General features: G+C 61.0%; 21 protein-coding genes. All 21 read right to left on the minus strand.

Translation table 11 applies throughout. The annotated features are described in order from the left end of the window. Nucleotides 1–31: 31 nt before the first annotated feature. Entirely contained in the window at nt 32–916 is an 885-nt protein-coding gene (motD, locus tag ASC85_RS05080; protein WP_057448508.1) for a flagellar motor protein MotD, read from the minus strand. 15 nt (nt 917–931) lie between these two features. Continuing rightward, nucleotides 932–1,672 (minus strand): flagellar motor protein, encoded by a 741-nt coding sequence (locus ASC85_RS05085; protein ID WP_003199135.1) that lies wholly within the window; start codon nt 1,670–1,672, stop codon nt 932–934. Beyond that, nucleotides 1,672–2,805, minus strand: a complete 1,134-nt coding sequence (locus ASC85_RS05090) for a protein-glutamate methylesterase/protein-glutamine glutaminase (RefSeq protein ID WP_057448509.1) — start codon at nt 2,803–2,805, stop codon at nt 1,672–1,674. Before ASC85_RS05090 ends, ASC85_RS05085 begins: the two co-directional genes overlap by 1 nt. Before the next feature lie 48 nt (nt 2,806–2,853). Beyond that, nucleotides 2,854–5,118 carry a chemotaxis protein CheA gene (locus ASC85_RS05095; protein WP_057448510.1) on the minus strand — a complete coding sequence of 755 codons (2,265 nt, stop codon included), beginning with the start codon at nt 5,116–5,118 and terminating at the stop codon, nt 2,854–2,856. A 28-nt stretch (nt 5,119–5,146) separates the two neighbouring features. Further along, on the minus strand, nt 5,147–5,932 hold the full coding sequence (locus ASC85_RS05100; RefSeq protein ID WP_057448511.1) for a protein phosphatase CheZ: 786 nt from the start codon (nt 5,930–5,932) through the stop codon (nt 5,147–5,149). Nucleotides 5,933–5,950: 18 nt separating this feature from the next. Then, nucleotides 5,951–6,322 carry a chemotaxis response regulator CheY gene (locus ASC85_RS05105; protein WP_003199125.1) on the minus strand — a complete coding sequence of 124 codons (372 nt, stop codon included), beginning with the start codon at nt 6,320–6,322 and terminating at the stop codon, nt 5,951–5,953. A gap of 167 nt (nt 6,323–6,489) precedes the next feature. Continuing rightward, nucleotides 6,490–7,233 (minus strand): RNA polymerase sigma factor FliA, encoded by a 744-nt coding sequence (gene fliA, locus ASC85_RS05110; protein WP_057448512.1) that lies wholly within the window; start codon nt 7,231–7,233, stop codon nt 6,490–6,492. Next, a complete protein-coding gene (gene fleN, locus ASC85_RS05115) occupies nt 7,230–8,060 on the minus strand; it encodes a flagellar synthesis regulator FleN (protein ID WP_003184001.1) in 831 nt (276 codons plus the stop codon). Before fleN ends, fliA begins: the two co-directional genes overlap by 4 nt. Nucleotides 8,061–8,177: 117 nt before the next feature. Next, entirely contained in the window at nt 8,178–9,527 is a 1,350-nt protein-coding gene (gene flhF, locus ASC85_RS05120; RefSeq protein ID WP_057448513.1) for a flagellar biosynthesis protein FlhF, read from the minus strand. Between the two features lie 11 nt (nt 9,528–9,538). Then, nucleotides 9,539–11,668 (minus strand): flagellar biosynthesis protein FlhA, encoded by a 2,130-nt coding sequence (gene flhA / locus ASC85_RS05125; protein WP_057448566.1) that lies wholly within the window; start codon nt 11,666–11,668, stop codon nt 9,539–9,541. 162 nt (nt 11,669–11,830) lie between these two features. Next, the gene (flhB, locus tag ASC85_RS05130) at nt 11,831–12,967 is read right to left on the minus strand and encodes a flagellar biosynthesis protein FlhB (protein ID WP_057448514.1); all 1,137 of its coding nucleotides are present in this window, start codon (nt 12,965–12,967) and stop codon (nt 11,831–11,833) included. 3 nt (nt 12,968–12,970) lie between these two features. After that, a complete protein-coding gene (gene fliR, locus ASC85_RS05135) occupies nt 12,971–13,753 on the minus strand; it encodes a flagellar biosynthetic protein FliR (protein ID WP_057448515.1) in 783 nt (260 codons plus the stop codon). A gap of 4 nt (nt 13,754–13,757) precedes the next feature. Next, complete coding sequence (gene fliQ, locus ASC85_RS05140; RefSeq protein WP_038858957.1) at nt 13,758–14,027, minus strand: flagellar biosynthesis protein FliQ; 270 nt, start codon at nt 14,025–14,027, stop codon at nt 13,758–13,760. A 23-nt stretch (nt 14,028–14,050) separates the two neighbouring features. Beyond that, nucleotides 14,051–14,800 carry a flagellar type III secretion system pore protein FliP gene (gene fliP, locus ASC85_RS05145; RefSeq protein ID WP_003199111.1) on the minus strand — a complete coding sequence of 250 codons (750 nt, stop codon included), beginning with the start codon at nt 14,798–14,800 and terminating at the stop codon, nt 14,051–14,053. Next, nucleotides 14,800–15,237: a flagellar biosynthetic protein FliO gene (fliO, locus tag ASC85_RS05150; protein ID WP_057448516.1), complete on the minus strand. Its 438-nt coding sequence runs from the start codon at nt 15,235–15,237 to the stop codon at nt 14,800–14,802. Before fliO ends, fliP begins: the two co-directional genes overlap by 1 nt. Next, complete coding sequence (gene fliN / locus ASC85_RS05155) at nt 15,238–15,696, minus strand: flagellar motor switch protein FliN (RefSeq protein WP_003199107.1); 459 nt, start codon at nt 15,694–15,696, stop codon at nt 15,238–15,240. A gap of 59 nt (nt 15,697–15,755) precedes the next feature. After that, nucleotides 15,756–16,724 carry a flagellar motor switch protein FliM gene (fliM, locus tag ASC85_RS05160; RefSeq protein WP_003199105.1) on the minus strand — a complete coding sequence of 323 codons (969 nt, stop codon included), beginning with the start codon at nt 16,722–16,724 and terminating at the stop codon, nt 15,756–15,758. Between the two features lie 9 nt (nt 16,725–16,733). Then, nucleotides 16,734–17,237: a flagellar basal body-associated protein FliL gene (fliL, locus tag ASC85_RS05165; RefSeq protein WP_013692537.1), complete on the minus strand. Its 504-nt coding sequence runs from the start codon at nt 17,235–17,237 to the stop codon at nt 16,734–16,736. A 227-nt stretch (nt 17,238–17,464) separates the two neighbouring features. After that, nucleotides 17,465–18,856, minus strand: coding sequence for a flagellar hook-length control protein FliK (locus ASC85_RS05170; RefSeq protein WP_057448517.1), 1,392 nt, complete (start codon nt 18,854–18,856; stop codon nt 17,465–17,467). Between the two features lie 88 nt (nt 18,857–18,944). Beyond that, nucleotides 18,945–19,289 carry an Hpt domain-containing protein gene (locus ASC85_RS05175; protein WP_057448518.1) on the minus strand — a complete coding sequence of 115 codons (345 nt, stop codon included), beginning with the start codon at nt 19,287–19,289 and terminating at the stop codon, nt 18,945–18,947. Between the two features lie 31 nt (nt 19,290–19,320). After that, nucleotides 19,321–21,027: an ATP-binding SpoIIE family protein phosphatase gene (locus tag ASC85_RS05180; RefSeq protein WP_057448519.1), complete on the minus strand. Its 1,707-nt coding sequence runs from the start codon at nt 21,025–21,027 to the stop codon at nt 19,321–19,323. Between the last annotated feature and the right edge of the window lie 4 nt (nt 21,028–21,031).

Raw genomic sequence — 21,031 nt, forward strand, 5'->3', positions numbered from 1 at the left:
CCGAAACAGGCTCGACCGAGAAATAGCTCGGTTATAAAGCGGGTGACGGAGAATTGACGGCACTCTGTCTTCCCGGCGACTTGACCGGAGCCGGTGCAGTTTGTGTGCCAGCCCGCTTCAATGCCGCATCCGGAGTTGCTTTGGCCGTACCGGTACCGGTCAGGCTGCGACGCACATCGAGGTTGCGCGACACCACCAGCACCACCCGGCGGTTGCGCGCACGCCCTTCGGCCGTGGCGTTGTTGGCGACCGGCTGGAACTCGCCGTAGCCCACCGAGGCCAGGCGACCGGGGTTCACACCCTGCATCGCCAGCATGCGCACGATGCTCGCCGAACGGGCCGAGGACAGTTCCCAGTTGGTCGGGTATTGCGCGGTACGGATCGGCTGGTCGTCCGTGAAGCCTTCGACATGGATCGGGTTATCGAAGGGCTTGAGGATCGCCGCGACCTTATCGATGATGTTGAACGCCATGTCGCTGGGCATGGCATCGCCGCTGCCGAACAACAGGCTGGAATTGAGCTCGATCTCGACCCACAACTCGTTGCCGCGCACGGTCATCTGGTTGGCGCTGATCAGGTCACCGAACGCCGCGCTGATATCGTCGGCGATGCTTTTCAACGGATCGCTACCGCCGGCGATACCGGCATCGACCTGCTCGCTGTCCTTGACCAAGGGTTTGGCCGGCGTGGTGGTCTTGGGGCGCTCATCGCCGATGGGAATCGGTTTTAGCGCGCGGTCGGAGTCGGTGAAGACGCCGATCAACGCCTCGGAAATGACTTTGTACTTGCCTTCGTTGACCGACGAGATCGAATACATGACCACGAAAAAGGCGAACAGCAGCGTGATGAAGTCGGCGTAGGAAACGAGCCAGCGTTCATGGTTGACGTGTTCTTCGGTGTGCCTGCGACGTGCCATGTTCCTTGTCTCCCATCAGTCCATGAAGCCCTGGAGCTTCAACTCAATGGAGCGCGGGTTTTCACCTTCGGCGATCGACAGGATCCCTTCCAGCAGCATTTCGCGATAGCGCGACTGGCGCAACGCGATGGACTTGAGCTTGGCCGCGATGGGCAGCAGCACCAGGTTGGCACTCGCCACGCCGTAGATCGTGGCGACGAACGCCACGGCGATGCCGCTGCCCAGTTGCGATGGATCGGCAAGGTTGCCCATCACGTGGATCAGGCCCATCACCGCACCGATGATGCCGATGGTCGGCGCGTAGCCGCCCATGCTTTCGAACACCTTGGCCGCCTCGATATCGCGGCTTTCCTGGGTGTAGAAATCCACTTCCAGGATGCTGCGGATGGCTTCCGGCTCGGCACCGTCCACCAGCAATTGCAGGCCTTTGCGTGAGTAGCTGTCGGGCTCGGCATCGGCCACCCCTTCCAGCCCCAGCAGGCCTTCCTTGCGAGCGGTCAGGCTCCAGTTCACCACCCGATCGATACCACCGGCCAGGTCGACACGGGGTGGGAACAGAATCCAGATCAGCACTTGCATGGCGCGCTTGAAAGCGCTCATGGGCGACTGCAACAGCGCCGCGCCAATGGTGCCACCGAGCACGATCAACGCCGCCGGGCCGTTGGCCAGCGCACCCAGATGACCGCCTTCCAGATAGTTGCCACCAATGATGGCGACGAACGCCATGATGATGCCGATCAGGCTGAGCACATCCATTACAGGCAGGCCTCGACCAGGTGTCTACCAATGTCGTCCAATCCGTACACCGCGTCGGCAAGATCGGCTTTTACGATGGCCATTGGCATGCCGTAGATCACGCAGCTGGCTTCGTCCTGGGCCCAGATCGCACTGCCACCCTGCTTGAGCAGGCGCGCGCCTTCGCGACCGTCGGCGCCCATGCCGGTGAGCACCACCGCCAGAACTTTGTCACCGTAGGACTTGGCCGCGGAACCGAAGGTAATGTCCACGCAAGGCTTGTAGTTCAGACGCTCGTCACCCGGCAGGATTTTCACCGCGCCGCGGCCATCGATCATCATCTGCTTGCCACCGGGTGCCAGCAACGCCAGGCCTGGACGCAGGATGTCGCCATCCTCGGCTTCCTTGACGCTGATGTTGCACAGCTTGTCCAGGCGCTCCGCGAAAGCCTTGGTGAACGCCGCCGGCATGTGCTGGATCAGCACGATGGGGGCTGGGAAGTTGGCCGGCAACTGGGTCAGGACCCGTTGCAGCGCCACCGGGCCACCCGTGGACGTGCCGATAGCGACCAGCTTGTAGGCTTTGCGCTTGGGCGCCGGCGACGACGTACTGGCGGGCACTGGGCGAGCCGGCGCAGGGGCTGGTGCCGGTGTACTGCGTACCGGTGCCGGATTGAAGCTGCTCGATGCAGTCGGCGCCGGGCTTGGCGCCGCAACAGGGGCTGGCGCCGGTGCGCTGTAGGCACCGACACGGCGATTGCTGCGGGAAATGCTGTGGACCTTTTCGCACAGCAGCTGCCGGACTTTGTCGGGGTTGCGCGAAATGTCTTCGAAATTCTTCGGCAGGAAATCCACCGCCCCGGCGTCCAGCGCATCGAGGGTCACCCGAGCGCCTTCATGGGTCAGGGACGAGAACATCAATACCGGCGTCGGGCAGCGCTGCATGATATGCCGCACGGCCGTGATGCCGTCCATCATCGGCATCTCGTAGTCCATGGTGATCACGTCCGGCTTGAGTGCCAGGGCCTGATCGATCGCCTCTTTGCCATTGGTCGCGGTACCGACGACCTGAATACTCGTGTCCGCCGAAAGAATTTCCGAGACGCGGCGGCGGAAAAACCCCGAATCGTCCACCACCAGGACTTTAACTACCATAAACACTCCGTTAGACGAGGCGCGGCCCTGGGCCACGCCCCTCCAGAATCAAATACGCCGGGCGGCGTAACGCTTGAGCATGCTTGGCACATCGAGAATCAACGCGATGCGGCCGTCGCCGGTGATGGTGGCGCCGGACATGCCCGGGGTGCCCTGGAGCATCTTGCCCAACGGCTTGATGACCACTTCTTCCTGGCCCACCAACTGGTCGACGACGAAGCCGATCCGCTGGGTGCCCACCGAAAGGATCACCACATGGCCCTCGCCCTGCTCTACATGAGCGGCGGAGCTGACCAGCCATCGCTTGAGGTAGAACAGTGGCAGTGCCTTGTCCCGTACGATCACCACTTCCTGGCCGTCCACCACGTTGGTGCGCGACAGGTCGAGGTGGAAGATCTCGTTGACGTTGACCAGCGGGAAGGCGAAGGCCTGGTTGCCCAGCATCACCATCAGGGTCGGCATGATCGCCAGGGTCAACGGGACCTTGATGACGATCTTCGAGCCCAGGCCCTTGGTCGAGTAGATATTGATCGAACCGTTGAGCTGGGAAATCTTGGTTTTCACCACGTCCATGCCCACGCCACGGCCCGACACGTCGGAAATCTCGGTCTTGGTCGAGAAACCCGGGGCGAAGATCAGGTTGTAGCACTCGGTGTCGCTCAGGCGGTCGGCGGCATCCTTGTCCATCACCCCGCGTTTCACCGCGATGGAGCGCAGCACGTTCGGATCCATGCCTTTGCCGTCGTCGGAGATCGACAGCAAGATGTGGTCGCCCTCTTGCTCGGCGGCCAGGATCACCTTGCCGCTGCGGACCTTGCCCGAGGCTTCGCGTTCTTCCGGCGACTCGATGCCGTGGTCGACCGCGTTGCGCACCAAGTGGACCAGCGGGTCGGCCAGGGCCTCGACAAGGTTCTTGTCGAGGTCGGTCTCTTCACCCACCAGTTCCAGGTTGATTTCTTTCTTGAGCTGGCGAGCCAGGTCTCGAACCAGACGCGGGAAGCGCCCGAAGACTTTCTTGATCGGCTGCATCCGGGTCTTCATGACCGCGGTCTGCAGGTCCGCCGTGACCACGTCGAGGTTCGACACGGCCTTGGACATGGCTTCGTCCTGGCTGTTGAGACCCAGGCGCACCAGACGGTTACGCACCAGCACCAGTTCGCCGACCATGTTCATGATCTCGTCCAGGCGTGCGGTATCGACCCGAACGGTGGTCTCGGCTTCGCTGGCCGGTTTGTCCGCAGGCGCAGCCGCCGCAGCACGGGCTGGCGCCGGAGCAGCAGCGGCAGCAGCAGGCTTGGCGGGTTCGGCCTTCGGTTCCGCTGCCTTGGCAGCGGGTTTGGGCGCAGCCTTGGCCGCTGGAACAGCAGTGGCGGTAGTGCCGGCAGCAGGAGCAGCCGCGGCCTTCCCGACTTCTGTGAACTTGCCTTTGCCGTGCAGTTCGTCGAGCAGCGATTCGAATTCGTGATCGCTGATCAGGTCGCTGCCAGCCGCCGCGGCAGCCGGCTTGGCTGGCGTCGGCGCGGAAGCGATGGCTGAATCCAGCGCGTCAACGGCAAACGTGCCCTTGCCGTGCAACTGATCGAGCAAGGCTTCGAATTCGTCGTCGGTGATGTCGGAGTTGTCGCCCGCCGCTTTCGGGGCAGCCGGAGTCGCCGCTGGCGTGACCGCATCGGGAGCGAACTGGCCTTTGCCATGAAGCTGGTCGAGCAGTGACTCGAACTCGGCATCGGTGATTTCATCACTGGCGTCAGCCGTTGCATTGGCGGGCGGCGCAGCAGGTGCCGCCGGGGCTTCGGCTTGGGCCTTGACGGCGTTCAGCGAATCCAGCAGTTGTTCAAATTCGTTATCGGTAATGTCGCCCGACTCTTCGGCGACCGGTTCTTCAGCCACTGCCTCGGCAACCGGAGCCGCTTCGTCAGCCGATTGCGGCTCAGCCAGGCGCGCCAGTGCAGCGAGCAGCTCGGGGGTGGCAGCGGTGATCGGCGAGCGCTCACGCACTTCGCTGAACATGCTGTTGACCGCATCCAGCGCCTCAAGCACCACGTCCATCAGTTCCGAATCAACGCGACGCTCACCCTTGCGCAGGATGTCGAACACGTTTTCGGCAATGTGACAGCACTCCACCAGCTCGTTGAGCTGGAGGAAGCCGGCGCCTCCTTTTACAGTGTGGAAACCGCGAAAAATTGCATTGAGCAGATCCGCATCATCTGGTCGGCTTTCCAGCTCGACCAGCTGTTCGGACAGTTGCTCTAGAATCTCGCCGGCCTCAACCAGGAAATCCTGAAGGATCTCTTCATCGGCGCCGAAGCTCATTAATGGCTGCTCCTAAAATAGGGCTAAATCAAAATCCAAGGCTGGACAGCAAATCGTCCACATCGTCCTGACCGGACATAACGTCTTCTCTTTTATCGGCATGAATCTGCGGACCTTCACCCTGAGAGAGATGTTTTTGTGGATCTTTTTCAGCAAGCATCGCTTCACGGTCGTGTTCGATGCCTGCAAAGCGGTCTACCTGGCTGGCCATCAACACCAGTTTGAGCAGGTTACTTTCCACTTCGGTGACCAGCTGGGTCACACGCTTGATCACCTGGCCGGTCAGGTCCTGATAGTCCTGAGCCAGCAGAATATCGTTGAGGTTGCTTGCCACCGCGCGGTTCTCGGTGCTGCTGCGCGTCAGGAAACCGTCGACCCGACGGGCCAGCTCCCGAAACTCTTCGGCGCCGACTTCGCGCCGCATGAACCGACCCCAGTCGGTACTCAAGGCCTGGGCTTCGTCGCTCAGGCCGTTGACCAGGGGCGTTGCGCTTTCCACCAGGTCCATGGTCCGGTTGGCCGCGGCCTCGGTCAGCTTGACCACATAACCCAGACGCTCGGTGGCGTCGGTGATCTGCGAGACTTCCTCGGCCTGCGGCATATTCGGGTCGATCTGGAAATTGACAATCGCGCTGTGCAATTCACGCGTGAGCTTGCCCACCTCCTGATACAGACCGCGGTCACGGGTCTGGTTGAGCTCATGGATCATTTGAACCGCATCGCCAAAGCGACCTTTTTCAAGGCTGTCGACCAGTTCGCGGGCATGTTTTTTCAGGGTCGATTCGAAATCGCCCATTGAAGATTCGTTATCCATAGCTCCCCCGTGGCGCCGTTAACCGATGCGTTCGAAGATTTTTTCAATCTTCTCTTTCAACGCCTGGGCCGTGAAGGGTTTGACCACATAGCCGTTTACACCGGCCTGGGCCGCTTCGATGATCTGCTCGCGCTTGGCTTCGGCAGTAACCATCAGCACCGGAAGATGCTTGAGTTTTTCGTCGGCACGCACCTGGCGCAACAGGTCGATACCAGTCATGCCCGGCATGTTCCAGTCGGTGACCAGAAAATCGAAGTTGCCACTGTGCAACATCGGGAGCGCAGTGGTCCCGTCATCTGCTTCGGCCGTGTTGGTGAACCCAAGGTCACGCAACAGGTTTTTTATGATCCGCCGCATCGTTGAGAAGTCATCAACGATGAGGATTTTCATGTTCTTGTCCAATTCGACCTCCAAGCAGTCTTAAACGCGCCCAGCACCTGGACGCGCCATTTCAATCAATCCGACACAACACTCGACAACGGTCTGGAGCACAACGGATGGAGACTGGTACAGCATTCGCCAGTCCAGCCTCGTTCGCAGTGTCCCCACACTGCCTGTCAACGCGCTCGCCACTCCCCCAAACGCCCCCGCAAACGGGCCGCGCACTGGCTGTGTAACTGGCTGACCCGCGATTCGCTGACCCCCAGGACCTCACCGATTTCCTTGAGGTTCAGCTCTTCGTCGTAGTACAGCGCCAAGACCAGCCGCTCACGCTCCGGCAAATTGGCAATCGCATCCGCCAGCGCGCTCTGGAAACGTTCATCTTCCAGGTCACGCGACGGCTCCATGTGAGCACTCGCGTTATCCTCGTGCAGCCCTTCATGTTCGCCGTCCTGCAACAGGTCGTCGAAACTGAACAGGCGGCTGCCCAAGGTATCGTTCAAAATCCCGTAATAATCGTCGAGACTCAACTGGAGTTCGGCCGCAACCTCGTGATCTTTAGCGTCACGCCCGGTTTTAGCTTCAATTGCCCGAATTGCATCACTGACCATGCGGGTATTGCGGTGTACCGAACGCGGCGCCCAATCGCCCTTGCGGACTTCATCGAGCATGGCACCGCGAATGCGAATACCGGCATACGTCTCGAAACTCGCGCCTTTGCTCGCGTCGTATTTGTTCGCCACTTCGAGCAGGCCGATCATGCCCGCCTGGATCAAGTCTTCAACCTGGACACTGGCCGGCAACCGCGCCAGCAAGTGATAGGCGATACGCTTGACCAGTGGCGCGTAACGCTCGATCAATTCGTATTGGGCGTCCCGTGCCGATTTTTTGTAGAGATGGTTGTAACCGCTGGCTGTCATAGCACGGGCCCTGCTGTTTGTTGCACAAGACGCTCGACGAAAAATTCCAGATGCCCGCGAGGGTTGGCCGGCAGTGGCCAGGTATCGACCTTCTGGGCGATGGCCTTGAACGCCAGCGCGCATTTGGAACGTGGAAAAGCTTCATAAACGGCACGTTGCTTCTGGACGGCCTTGCGTACGCTTTCGTCGTAAGGCACTGCGCCGACGTATTGTAGGGCGACGTCCAGGAAGCGATCCGTGACCTTTGTCAACTTGGCGAACAGGTTGCGTCCTTCCTGCGGGCTCTGGGCCATGTTGGCCAGGACGCGGAAGCGGTTCATGCCATAGTCGCGGTTAAGCAACTTGATCAGGGCATAGGCGTCGGTGATGGACGTCGGTTCGTCGCAGACCACCAGCAGCACTTCCTGGGCCGCGCGGACGAAACTGACGACCGAGTCACCGATACCGGCTGCGGTGTCGATCACCAGCACATCGAGGTTGTCGCCGATGTCGCTGAAAGCCTGGATCAGGCCCGCGTGCTGGGCCGGGGTCAGGTGAACCATGCTCTGGGTGCCTGAGGCAGCCGGCACGATGCGAATCCCGCCCGGCCCCTGCAACAACACGTCACGCAGCTCACAGCGCCCTTCAATCACGTCCGCCAGCGTGCGTTTGGGTGTAAGCCCCAACAACACGTCGACGTTCGCCAGGCCCAGGTCGGCGTCCAGCAGCATGACCCGTCGGCCAAGCTCTGCCAGAGCCAGGGACAAGTTCACTGACACGTTAGTCTTCCCGACGCCACCTTTGCCGCCGGTCACCGCGATCACCTGTACGGGATGCATGCTGCCCATGTTCGTTCTTTACCTTGTCTTACTTAGACGGAGGCCACATTACTGGCTGCGCGTTCGCATACGGAACTAATGCATGGCAGACCATCGATGTAGGTACAAAAAATATTCATGATTACCTCAGCCGACCTGCTTGGTCGGGCTGTGGTAGATATCAGCGAACATATCAGCCATGGCTTCTTCGCTGGGTTCTTCCTGCATTTGCACACTCACGGCACGACTGACCAGTTGATGACGGCGCGGCAGATGCAAATCATCCGGGATCCGCGGCCCGTCGGTCAGGTAGGCCACCGGTAATTCATGACCGATCGCCAGGCTCAACACCTCGCCCAGGCTTGCCGTTTCGTCCAGCTTAGTCAGGATGCAGCCGGCCAGCCCGCAGCGTTTGTAGCTGTGGTATGCGGCGGTTAGAACCTGTTTCTGGCTGGTGGTTGCCAACACGAGATAATTTTTTGACTTGATACCGCGTCCGGCCAGGCTTTCGAGCTGCATGCGCAGGGCTGGATCGCTGGCTTGCAGGCCTGCGGTATCGATCAGCACGACGCGTTTGCGCAGCAGCGGCTCCAGCGCCTGGGCCAGGGACTGGCCGGGATCCACATGGGTCACCGACACATTGAGGATCCGGCCGAGGGTCTTGAGTTGCTCCTGGGCACCGATGCGGAAACTGTCCATGCTCACCAGGGCAATGCTCTGGGCGCCGTACTTGAGTACATAACGGGCGGCGAGCTTGGCCAAGGTGGTGGTCTTGCCCATGCCGGCAGGACCGACCATGGCAATTACCCCGCCTTCTTCCAGTGGCTCGACTTCCGGGGTCGCGATCATTCGTGCCAGGTGCGCCAGCAACATGCGCCAGGCCTGACGAGGCTCTTCGATTCCATTGATCAGCGCCAGCAGGTCCCGGGACAACGGGCCGGACAGGCCGATGCGTTGCAGGCGACGCCACAGGTTAGCCTGGGCTGGACGGCTGCCTTGCAGCTGGTTCCAGGCCAGGGAGCCGAGCTGGACTTCCATCAGCTCGCGCAGGCTGTTGAGTTCAAAACGCATCGAGTCCAGCGCGCGCGGATCGACACCCCGGGCAGGCGCTGCGGGCGCCGGCTCAGGACGACGCGGTTCGGCGTGGGCCTGCTCGACCAGTGGTTCGGCAGCGGTCAACGGCAGCCCGGCCGTCAGCGGCTGACCGGCGAACAGTTGACGATTGGTGCCTGCCGCGGCCTCGCCTTCGCTGCTGCGCAGGCTCAGCTCGGCCTGGGCGCTGGCGATGCGCGATTGAGTCTTGCGCAGCTCATCTTCGAGTTCCATGTTCGGAACCCGCGGGGCCAGCGCAGACAGTTTGTAATCCAGGGCCGCCGTCAGCTCGACACCGCCGGCGATACGACGGTTGCCAATGATGGCTGCTTCAGCGCCCAGCTCGTCACGAACCAGTTTCATGGCCTGACGCATGTCGGCGGCGAAAAAACGCTTCACTTGCATAAACCACTACCTCAGCCGTTGGGCCCTACTGTCGCAACGATGGTCACTTGCTTGTTGTCCGGTATTTCCTGGTACGCCAGCACATGCAGCCCCGGGACCGCGAGGCGACCGAATCGCGAGAGCATCGCGCGAATCGGGCCGGCCACCAGCAGGATCACCGGTTGGCCTTGCATCTCTTGCCGTTGGGCTGCTTCGATCAGCGAACGCTGCAGCTTCTCGGCCATGCTTGGCTCCAGCAGGACACCCTCTTCCGAGCCTTGTCCTGCCTTCTGCAGACTATTGAGCAATATCTGTTCCAACCTTGGCTCCAAGGTGATCACAGGCAGCTCAGACTCAGTGCCTACAATGCTTTGGACGATTGCGCGGGACACGCCGACCCGAACCGCAGCCACCAAGGCGGCGGTATCTTGACTCTTGGAGGCGTTGTTGGCGATAGCCTCGGCAATACTGCGTATGTCGCGCACGGGCACCTGTTCGGCCAACAGCGCCTGCAGCACCTTGAGCAACTGCGACAACGAAACCACACCTGGCACCAGCTCTTCGGCCAGCTTCGGCGAGCCTTTGGCCAGTACTTGCAGGAGTTGCTGGACTTCTTCGTGGCCTATCAGCTCGCTGGAGTGCTTGTACAGGATCTGGTTCAAGTGGGTCGCCACCACCGTACTGGCGTCCACCACGGTATAGCCGAGGGACTGGGCCTGGGCCCGCTGGCTGATTTCGATCCACACCGCCTCCAGGCCGAAAGCCGGATCCTTGGCGGTGATGCCGTTGAGGGTGCCGTAGACCTGCCCGGGGTTGATCGCCAGTTCGCGGTCGGGGTAGATCTCGGCTTCGGCCAGGATCACCCCCATCAGCGTCAGGCGGTAGGCGCTTGGCGCCAGGTCGAGGTTATCGCGGATATGCACGGTCGGCATCAGGAAGCCCAGGTCCTGGGACAGCTTCTTGCGCACCCCCTTGATCCGCGCCAGCAACTGACCACCCTGGTTGCGGTCGACCAATGGAATAAGGCGGTAACCGACTTCCAGGCCGATCATGTCGATTGGCGTCACGTCATCCCAGCCCAACTCCTTGGTTTCCATGGCGCGAGCCGGCGACGGCAGCAGTTCCTGCTGGCGCTTGACCTCTTGCAGCGCCTGGATTTTTTGCACGTTCTGCTTCTTCCAGAACAGGTAGGCACCGCCGCCAGCCAGGGCAGCCATGCTCAGGAAGGAAAAATGCGGCATCCCCGGCACCAGGCCCATGACTGCCATCAGGCCGGCGGCAACCGCCAGGGCCTTGGGCGAGGCGAACATTTGCCGGCCGATCTGCTTGCCCATGTCTTCGGAGCCCGAAGCACGGGTCACCATGATCGCGGCAGCTGTGGATAACAACAGTGATGGCAATTGCGCCACCAAACCGTCACCGATGGTCAACAAGGCGTAGACCTTGCCAGCGTCGCCGAACGTCATGTTGTGCTGGAAGATACCGACGGCCATGCCGCCGATCAGGTTGATGAACAAAATCAGCAGACCGGCGATGGCGTCACCGCGCACGAATTTGCTGGCACCGTCCATGGAACCGTAGAACTCGGCTTCCTGGGCGACTTCAAGGCGTCGTGCCTTGGCCTGGCTTTGGTCGATCAGGCCGGCGTTGAGGTCAGCGTCGATCGCCATTTGCTTGCCGGGCATCGCATCGAGGGTGAAACGCGCGCTCACCTCGGAAATCCGCCCGGCGCCCTTGGTTACTACAACGAAGTTGATGATCATCAAGATGGCGAAGACCACGATACCGACCACGTAGTTACCGCCGATCACCACCTCACCAAAGGCCTGGATCACTTTACCGGCGGCGGCGTGCCCGTCCTGGCCATGGAGCATGACCACCCGGGTGGATGCCACGTTGAGCGCCAGACGCATGAGCGTCGCCACCAGCAGAATGGTCGGGAACACCGCAAAGTCCAACGGCCGCAGGGCGTAGACGCACACCAGCAGCACGACGATCGACAGGGCGATGTTGAACGTGAAGAACACGTCCAGCAGGAACGGCGGCACCGGCAGCATCATCATGGCGAGCATGACCAGCAGCAACACCGGCACGCCCAGATTGCCCCGGCTGAGGTCGGCTACATTGCTGCGCGCGGTGTTGAGTAACTGAGAGCGATCCACCAATAATCCCCGTTCCTGTGAAGCAAACTTTTGACGCCCGGAGGGGGCGCAGACGGGGTATTGCAAGAAGCCTTCCAACTTTTGTCGGAGCTGCCGAAGGCTGCGATCTTTCACCTCGCAGTCGAGATATCAAGATCAAGAGATCGCAGCCTTCGGCAGCTCCTACGAATCGCGGCGCAAATCCGGCGGGATCGGCAGATCCTTGAGCGGTTCGGGGCGCTTGCCCTTGCCGGCGCGGTGCTGGCGGATCTGGTAGACGTAGGCCAGCACCTGGGCCACGGCCAGGTACAGGCCGCCAGGGATTTCCTGGTCGAGCTCAGTGGAGTAGTAAATCGACCGTGCCAGCGCCGGGGACTCGAGCAGCATCACCTCATTGGCCACGGCGATCTCACGGATCTTCAGCGCCAGGAAGTCACTGCCCTTGGCCAGCAACACCGGAGCGTTGCCTTTCTCGGGGTCGTACTTGAGCGCCACGGCATAGTGGGTCGGGTTGGTGATGACCACATCGGCGTCTGGGATCGCTGCCATCATCCGCCGCTGGGACACTTCGCGCTGCAATTGGCGAATCCGCTGCTTGACCTCCGGCTTGCCTTCCTGGTCCTTGTGCTCGTCGCGTATCTCCTGCTTGGTCATCATCAGCTTCTGCTTGCTCTGATACAGCTGGATCGGCACGTCGATAGCGGCGATCAGCATCAGGCCACAAGCCATCCACAACGTGCTCCAGCCAACCAATTGCACGCTGTGGATGATCGCCTGTTCAAGCGGCTCGTGAGCGATGCGCAGCAGGTCGTCGATATCGGCTTGTAAAACCGTCAACGCGACGAAGAGAATCAGGAAGAATTTCCCAAGCGCCTTCAGCAGTTCCATCACCGCAGTGGTGGAAAACATCCGCTTGAGGCCCGCCGCAGGGTTCATCCGGCTGAATTTCGGAGCCATGGTCTTGCCGGAAAACAACCACCCCCCCAAGGAAATCGGCCCCAGACAAGCTGCCAGCAGCAAAAAAATCAGGATCGGTTGCAACGAAATGATCGCGATCTTGCCAGAATGCAAAAGATACTGCGCCATGGCGCCAGGACTCAGCAGCACCTCACGGGGCAGGGAGAAATTCAGGCGCATGATTTCCAGCAGGTCCAGGGCCAGACCGCCGCCATAAATCAGCAACCCACCCGCCCCGGCCAGCATCACCGCCAGCGTGTTGAGTTCTTTGGAGCGGGCGATCTCGCCCTTTTCCCGGGACTCGCGCAGGCGCTTTTCCGTGGGGTCTTCTGTCTTGTCCTGACCACTCTCGCTCTCGGCCATGGTTCAGCGCGCCTGCGCCATGTCACGCAGCAGCTGCAAGGCCTGAATCGCCAGCGGCTGATACTGGTTGAGGATATCCCCCAGGCTGACCCAGAAGATCACCATGCCCAGCACGAGCGTCAGCGGGAAGCCAATGGAGAAAATGTTCAACTGCGGCGCCGCGCGAGTCATCACGCCAAACGCGATGTTGACCACCAGCAACGCGGTGATCGCCGGCAATACCAGCAACATCGCCGCGCCCAGGACCCAGCCCAACTTGCCGGCGATTTCCCAGAAATGATTGACCAGCAACGCACTGCCCACCGGCATGGTGGTAAAGCTCTCGGTCAAGACCTCGAACACCACCAGATGCCCGTTCATGGCGAGGAACAAAAGCGTCACCAGCATCGTCAGGAACTGACCGATCACCGCTGTGTTGACGCCGTTGGTAGGGTCGATCATGGACGCGAAGGCCATGCCCATCTGGACCGAAATGATTTGTCCGGCGACCACGAATGCCTGAAAAAACAGCTGCAAAGAGAACCCCATCAAGACACCAATGAGAATCTGCTCCGCGACCAACATCAGCGCGCTGAGGTCCAGGGCATTGACCGGCGGCATCGGTGGTAGCCCAGGCGCGATGACAACCGTGATCGCCAGGGCGAAATACAAACGCACGCGCCGAGGCACCAGGGTCGTGCCGAAGACCGGCATGCTCATCAACACTGCGGTGACGCGAAACAGCGGCAGGATGAACGATGCCACCCAGGAACTGATCTGGGTGTCCGTCAGCGCGAGCATCGACATGAGGTTAGCCGATCAACTGCGGAATACTGCCGTACAACTGCAGGATGTATTCCATGAAGGTTTGTACCATCCAGGGGCCGGCAACGATCAACGTCACCAGCATCACCAGAAGGCGCGGCAGGAAGCTCAAGGTCTGTTCGTTGATCTGGGTCGCGGCCTGGAACATCGCCACCAGCAACCCCACCAGCAGGCTGGGAATCACCAGGATGGCAACCATCATGGTCGTCAGCCAGAGCGCTTCACGGAACAGGTCTACCGCTACTTCAGGCGTCATATCGTCCTACCCGCACAAAAGGCCTAAACACCGCCGAAACTGCCCGCCAGGGTACCGATGATCAGCGCCCAGCCATCCACCAGCACAAACAGCATGATCTTGAACGGCAGGGAAATGATCAGCGGCGAGAGCATCATCATGCCCATGGCCATCAGGATACTGGCGACCACCAGGTCAATGATCAGGAACGGGATGAAAATCATGAAGCCGATCTGGAACGCTGTCTTGAGTTCGGACGTCACGAACGCCGGCACCAGGATAGTCAGCGGCGCCTGATCGGCACTGGGGATATCGGTGCGCTTGGACAGGCGCATGAATAGCTCCAGGTCGCTGCTGCGAGTCTGGGCCAGCATGAAATCCTTGATCGGCACTTCAGCCTTGGCCACGGCGTCCTGGGCGGTGATTTTTTCGGCCAGGTAAGGTTGCAACGCATCCTGGTTCACCCGGTCGAACACCGGCGCCATGATGAACATGGTCAGGAACAGCGCCATGCCGGTGAGGATCTGGTTCGAGGGCGTCTGTTGCAGGCCCAGGGCCTGGCGCAGGATCGAAAAGACAATGATGATCCGAGTGAAGCTGGTCATCAGCATGACGAACGCCGGTATGAAACTCAGCGCGGTCATGATCAGCAGGATCTGCAGGCTGACCGAGTATTCCTGGGCCCCTTCGGCGTTGGTTCCGAGGGTGATCGCCGGGATCGACAGCGGATCAGCGGCGAACGCCAACGGTGCGGCCAGCATCAGGGCCAATGCCAACAGAATGCGCAACGGCATTACTTTCTATCCTTCTGGTCTTTACCCAACAGTTCCATGAGACGCTGGGCAAATTCGGGGCTGGCCTGCTCGGCGGAGGGCACCTGCACCGGCTCCTTGAGGACGTGCAAGGCGGTGATGGTGCCCGGGCTCAGGCCCAGCAGGATCTGCTCATTGCCGACCTGCACCAGCACCAGCCGGTCGCGTGGCCCGAGCGCGCGGGTACCGACGATGTCGATGACCTGCCCCTTGCCAGCCGGCCCCGCCTGCTGCACACGCCGCAACAGCCAGGCGAGAAAGAAGATCAAGCCCAGCACCAGCAGCAAACCGAGCACCAATTGCGCCAATTGCCCGGCGACACCACTGCCTGCTGCCGGCGCAGCGGCGGCCGTGGCAACCGGTTCGGCCGCCAGCACACTCAATGGCAGCATCGCGGCTACAGCGAAGAAACCTTTCACTCAGCGCAACTTCTTGATGCGTTCGCTCGGGCTGATCACGTCCGTCAAGCGAATGCCGAACTTCTCGTTGACCACCACCACTTCGCCATGGGCGATCAAGGTGCCGTTGACCAGCACATCAAGCGGCTCGCCGGCCAGGCGGTCCAGTTCGATCACCGAGCCCTGGTTGAGCTGCAGCAGGTTGCGGATGTTGATGTCGGTGCTGCCCACTTCCATGGAAATCGACACCGGGATATCGAGAATCACATCCAGGTTCGGGCCATCGAGCGTCACCGGCTCATGACTCTTCGGCACGCTGCCAAATTCTTCCATCTGCAGACGGCTGGACGCATGGGCGCCAGTGTCGGCCGCCAGCAAGGCGTCGATGTCGGCTTGCCCGGCATCGCCGGTTTCTTCCAGGGCCGCAGCCCATTCGTCGGCCAGCGCCTGGTCATCCTGGGTATTCATATCGTCAGCCATCATGTGTCCTCGGCGGGCAAAAATCAGTTAAAAACGCAAACTTAAAAATTCGACACCGCTCAGCGGCGTTCGATCGGCTCGATCACCTGCAACGCCAGGTTGCCTTTGTGAGAGCCCATCTTGACCTTGAAGGCCGGCACGCCATTGGCGCGCATGACCATGTCTTCCGGCATCTCGACGGGGATAATGTCCCCCGGTTGCATGTGCAGGATGTCCCGCAGACGCAGTTGCCGCCGGGCGACCGTAGCGCCGATCGGCACGTCGACATCCAGCACGTCCTGGCGCAGCGCGTTGATCCAGCGTTCGTCCTGGTCGTCGAGGTCCGACTGGAAACCGGCGTCGAGCATTTCACGCACCGGCTCGATCATCGAGTACGGCATGGTCACGTGCAGGTCGCCACCACCACCATCGAGCTCGATGTGGAAAGTCGAGACCACAATGGCCTCGCTTGGGCCGACAATGTTGGCCATGGCCGGGTTCACTTCCGAGTTGATGTACTCGAAGTTCACTTCCATGATCGCCTGCCAGGCTTCCTTCAAGTCGACGAAGGCCTGCTCCAGCACCATGCGCACGACCCGCAGCTCGGTCGGGGTGAATTCCCGACCTTCGATCTTGGCGTGACGGCCGTCACCACCGAAGAAGTTGTCCACCAGCTTGAACACCAACTTGGCGTCCAGGATGAACAACGCGGTGCCGCGCAACGGCTTGATCTTCACCAGATTGAGGCTGGTGGGCACGTACAGCGAATGCACGTACTCACCGAACTTCATCACCTGCACGCCACCGACGGCCACGTCGGCCGAGCGGCGCAGCATGTTGAACATGCTGATGCGGGTGTAACGGGCAAAACGTTCGTTGATCATTTCCAGGGTCGGCATGCGTCCGCGAACGATGCGATCCTGGCTGGTCAGGTCGTAGCTTTTGACGCTGCCCGGTTCAGCAGCGTTTTCGGTCTGTACCAGACCGTCGTCGACACCATGCAACAGCGCATCGATTTCGTCCTGGGACAGCAGGTCCTGCACGGCCATGTCGTGTTCCTACTGCAATACGAAGTTAGTGAAGAGCAACTGTTCGATCACCACTTTGCCAAGCTCTTTCTGAGCGACTTCCTGCACGCTGGCCGTGGCTTTCTGACGCAACATTTCCTGGCCGACCGGAGTGGCCAGGGTGTCGAAATTCTGTCCGGAGAACAGCATCACCAGGTTATTGCGGATCAGTGGCATATGCACCCGCAGCGCCTCCAGATCAGCCTGGTTGCGACCCAGCAGGGTAATGCTCACCTGCATGTAGCGTTGACGACCGTTCTGGGTGTAGTTGGCCACGAAGGCTGGCGCCATCGGTTCGAAAATCGCCGGCTGCTTGCCCACTGGCGCAGCTTCGACCGCGACGGCCGGCTTGCTTTGAGCGCTGTGCATGAAATACCAGGTCGCGCCCACGGACACACCGATCGCCAGGAGCAAACCCACCACGATCATGATGATCAGCTTGAGTTTGCCTTTGGTTGCAGGGTCTTTTACAGCTGCTGCTTCACTCTTCGCCATGCCAATAATCCGTCACTAATCGGGGTTTTCACTGTTGCACGGCAAGGCTGGAGCAAGTGTTATGCCAGAAGTGGCAAGAGAGATGGCGGGCCGGATGCATTCCTTGATCCCCCAAAAAGCAATGTGGGAGCGAGCTTGCTCGCGATAGCAGTGGATCAGTCACCTACAAGGGTGACTGACAATCCGCTATCGCGAGCAAGCTCGCTCCCACAGAGGGGGTTGAGGCGTCAGGCGTAGTAGTCGACCGCGCTGCTGCCGATGACGCTGGTGGTACTGGCCGCCACTTCAGCAACGCTGGCCGGCAGGTGCTCATCCACCGAGTCCACTCGCCCACCGGACGAGGTCGTGCGCCCGGCCTGGGCTTGTTGCTGGGCCTGCTGTTCCTGATTCTGCGAGCCTCGGGATTGATCGGACACGCTGACGTCGACCTGGCCCATGCCCTGCTGGGCAAAACTGTCCCGCAGGCGATGCAACTGGCCTTCAAGGGCTTCGCGAACGCCGGAGTGGGCGCTCATGAACGTGACCTGGGTCTGCTGGTCCGGAACCATGTTCACTCGGATATCCAGGCGCCCGAGTTCGGCGGGTTGCAGCTGGATGTCGGCCGCCTTGAGATTGACGCTGGACAGGTACATCACCCGGTTGACCACCTCCTCGGTCCAACCGCTCTGATTCATTGCGATAGGTTGATTGACCGGCACCGCGTTGGCGGTCTTGGGCGTAGCAGCCTGGGTCAGCGCGGCCAGGCGGTTGGCGAAATCGTCCACGCGAGTGTCACTGGAAGCGGCGCCCAGGTCCTTGAGGCCTTCGCTGATCAAGCCACCGAATGCCTTGTCGCCGCCCTGGCTGCCGGACTCGGTACTGTTCTGGTCGGCCTGCACGGTGAGCATGCTCGCCATGCCGGCGGCGAAGGTCTGCGCCGAAGTCGGCTCACCGTCGGGCGACGTTGGGGCAGCCCCCTTGGGCTGGGCCTGGCTGGCGGCGGAAACATGACCGCCCTGCTCCATCGCCAAGCGCAGCGCTGGCAATGCGTCGAGCGGGTCGGCTTCAGGGTCAAAGGCTGGATCGACCTCCGGGGCAACCGCAGCCTGGGCCGGCGTGACCAGCGAGGCAACCGGTGCCGCGATGGCCGTGGTGACCTGAACCTCGGACGTGACCACAGGCGCAGGTTCCGGTGCGATTGTCGCCACCGGCACCGTCATGTCGGGCAGCAATCCTGGATCAAGACTCGGATCGACAGGTGCAGCATCCGCCACTGGCGTTTCAGCCGAGTCGGCGTTGTCGTCGCGGGTGGCCTTGTCGTCGCTGCCAGCCTTGTCGTCGGCGCTCGCCGGTTTGTCCGCGGGCAAGGGTTTGCCGCTATCGGCAACCGTCGGTTCCGAGGCGGCAGGGGTCTGGTTGCCGGTGTCTTTTTTGACGGTGTTGCTGGAAGCGTTGTCGCGCGCCGATTTCACCGGTGGCTCAGGGGCCGCCGCGGCCTTGGCAGGCGCCTGCTTGGCGAAGACTTGAGCGAAGCTGGAGGCTCTATCCCCGAGATCCGCGGCCGCTGCCGGTGAATTGACGGCGACCTGGGGCTTGGCCTGGACAGAGGCCTGAAGCAGTGTATTGGGGGTAACGGGCATAAGAAGGTCTCCGCTGCACTGGAATCATAGGTACAGTCGAGACTAGGCAATGCAAGGCACGGGCCAACGTCTGCCCGACCTTCAAATCTCAGCAGTGAAAGCCTTCGCGCTCTTCCCTGCAAAGCTTGCGAACATAAGCGAATTCACTGTCGATTTCGTTGACCAGTTTCTCGATACCGCCCAATGACGGCTGTTTGGCACGCTGCTCCAGTTCGCCACACAGCTCGGCCAGGCGGATAGCGCCCATGTTGCTGCTGCTACCCTTGAAGCTGTGAGCCGTGGCGCCCAGTTTTTCAGCGTCCCGTGCCTCATGCAGCACGCGCAAGCGAGCCTCCGAGTCATTGAGAAACGTATCCAGCAACTCCAGATACCCCTCCTCCATGACCTCCTTCAGCGTGCTGAGCACGTCGCGGTCCAGATGAATCTCGTTCACTTGTTCGCTCCCTGATCAAGAATGGCGCCGATTATGCCGGAGCCTCCCAGAAAAATTCCACGCGCGCACTACGACCATCGTCTGACCAACTGGCTTGGTGGCTCAACTGACGTACCAGGCTCACGCCGCGCCCCGACAACCGATCAGTGTCCACAGGACGCGCCATCACCCTGGCGACATCAAAGCCCTCGCCACTGTCCTCGACCTCTATGGCCAGGCGTCCACCCTCACCGTTTGGCGAGACATGCAAGTGCACCCGCACGTAACCGTCGCTCAGCTCATCCAGGCGCGTATTGCGCTCCCGGTAATAGCGGGCAAAACCCGCCGCGTCACGCTTGAGGCTGGAGTCGAGCCCCAGTACCCCATGATCCAGGGCATTGGAATACAGCTCCGACATGACGCTGTAAAGGGCGCCACTCTGCACCCTGAGCCCATGGACCTCAAGCAGCAATTGCAGCAAGTAGGGCATCGGGTTGAAGCGTTTTAGCGTCTGTGCCCGGAACTCGAAGCTCACCGACCAATCCAGCGGGCTGGACTGGCCGCTATCGGAATAGACCGGTGGCGGCGGATTGAGTTGCGTCGGTGCGACCAATCGCAACTCGACCATGCTGAAGTCATCCCGCGACTCACCACGAAAATCTCGCAAGGCCTGCTGGATGTCTTCAAACAGCAGGTCGGGTTCACGGTTGGCGGCGAACACCTGTTGCAGCCGTTCCACGCCAAACAGTTGCTCGTCTTCGTCAGTGGTATCGATGACGCCGTCGGACAACAGGAACACCCGGTCCCCCAGCGACATGGTATGCACTTCGGTGCGGTCATCGAATAATTGAGGTGTGAGCACGCCCAATGGCAGGTGCCGCGCCGGCAATGGCGTACGCACGCCGCTGAGGCTGTCATGCAGGTATCCATCGGGCATGCCGCCGTTCCAGATCTCTACCGTGCAACGCTGGAAGCTCAGGCATAACAACGTCGCGCAACAGAACATGTCCACCGGCAGGATGCGCTTGAGCTTGGCATTCATCTCTCGCAGGATCTGCGCCAGGCCGTAGCCCTTGGCGGTCATCCCGTAGAACACTTCGGCCAGCGGCATCGCGCCGACCGCCGCGGGCAAACCGTGGCCGGTGAAATCCCCCAGCAGGACGTGCATGTCGCCGGCCGGATTGAACGCTGCCAACAGCAGGTCACCGTTGAACAAGGCATAAGGCGATTGCAAGTAACGGATGTTCGGCGCGCTCAGGCAGCCGGAGTGGGCGATCTTGTCGAACACGGCCTTGGCGACCCGTTGCTCGTTGAGCAAGTAGTCATGGTGCCGGGCAATCTGGTCACGCTGCTCCACCACCGTGGCCTGCAACCGACGCAAGCGATCCATGGCCTTGATCTTGGCCGCCAGGATCACTTGGTTGTAGGGTTTGGCCAGGAAATCATCGCCACCCGCTTCCACGCAACGTGCCAGGGCTTCGCCCTCAGTCAACGAGGTGAGGAAAATGATCGGGACCAACTGGTCCCCGGCCAACTGCTTGATCTTCTGCGCGGCTTCGAAGCCGTCCATCACCGGCATCATCGCGTCCATCAACACCAGGTGCGGACGCTGCTCCAGATAGACGTCGACCGCTTCGGCGCCATCGGCCGCAGTGAGAACATGATGCCCCTGGCGGCGGACGATGGTCGACAACAGCAGTCGATCAGCGGCACTGTCTTCGGCAATCAGGACCGTCAGCGACTCCGACGACGATTGCATGGCG

Source organism: Pseudomonas sp. Root401, assembly GCF_001425105.1.
Lineage (GTDB): Bacteria > Pseudomonadota > Gammaproteobacteria > Pseudomonadales > Pseudomonadaceae > Aquipseudomonas > Aquipseudomonas brassicacearum.

Coding starts and splice junctions, on each gene's coding strand:
- motD (WP_057448508.1), bottom strand. CDS start 916: ATGGCACGTCGCAGGCACACCGAAGAACACGTCAACCATGAACGCTGG.
- ASC85_RS05085 (WP_003199135.1), bottom strand. CDS start 1,672: ATGGATGTGCTCAGCCTGATCGGCATCATCATGGCGTTCGTCGCCATC.
- ASC85_RS05090 (WP_057448509.1), bottom strand. CDS start 2,805: ATGGTAGTTAAAGTCCTGGTGGTGGACGATTCGGGGTTTTTCCGCCGC.
- ASC85_RS05095 (WP_057448510.1), bottom strand. CDS start 5,118: ATGAGCTTCGGCGCCGATGAAGAGATCCTTCAGGATTTCCTGGTTGAG.
- ASC85_RS05100 (WP_057448511.1), bottom strand. CDS start 5,932: ATGGATAACGAATCTTCAATGGGCGATTTCGAATCGACCCTGAAAAAA.
- ASC85_RS05105 (WP_003199125.1), bottom strand. CDS start 6,322: ATGAAAATCCTCATCGTTGATGACTTCTCAACGATGCGGCGGATCATA.
- fliA (WP_057448512.1), bottom strand. CDS start 7,233: ATGACAGCCAGCGGTTACAACCATCTCTACAAAAAATCGGCACGGGAC.
- fleN (WP_003184001.1), bottom strand. CDS start 8,060: ATGGGCAGCATGCATCCCGTACAGGTGATCGCGGTGACCGGCGGCAAA.
- flhF (WP_057448513.1), bottom strand. CDS start 9,527: ATGCAAGTGAAGCGTTTTTTCGCCGCCGACATGCGTCAGGCCATGAAA.
- flhB (WP_057448514.1), bottom strand. CDS start 12,967: ATGGCCGAGAGCGAGAGTGGTCAGGACAAGACAGAAGACCCCACGGAA.
- fliR (WP_057448515.1), bottom strand. CDS start 13,753: ATGTCGATGCTCGCGCTGACGGACACCCAGATCAGTTCCTGGGTGGCA.
- fliQ (WP_038858957.1), bottom strand. CDS start 14,027: ATGACGCCTGAAGTAGCGGTAGACCTGTTCCGTGAAGCGCTCTGGCTG.
- fliP (WP_003199111.1), bottom strand. CDS start 14,800: ATGCCGTTGCGCATTCTGTTGGCATTGGCCCTGATGCTGGCCGCACCG.
- fliN (WP_003199107.1), bottom strand. CDS start 15,696: ATGGCTGACGATATGAATACCCAGGATGACCAGGCGCTGGCCGACGAA.
- fliM (WP_003199105.1), bottom strand. CDS start 16,724: ATGGCCGTGCAGGACCTGCTGTCCCAGGACGAAATCGATGCGCTGTTG.
- fliL (WP_013692537.1), bottom strand. CDS start 17,237: ATGGCGAAGAGTGAAGCAGCAGCTGTAAAAGACCCTGCAACCAAAGGC.
- ASC85_RS05170 (WP_057448517.1), bottom strand. CDS start 18,856: ATGCCCGTTACCCCCAATACACTGCTTCAGGCCTCTGTCCAGGCCAAG.
- ASC85_RS05180 (WP_057448519.1), bottom strand. CDS start 21,027: ATGCAATCGTCGTCGGAGTCGCTGACGGTCCTGATTGCCGAAGACAGT.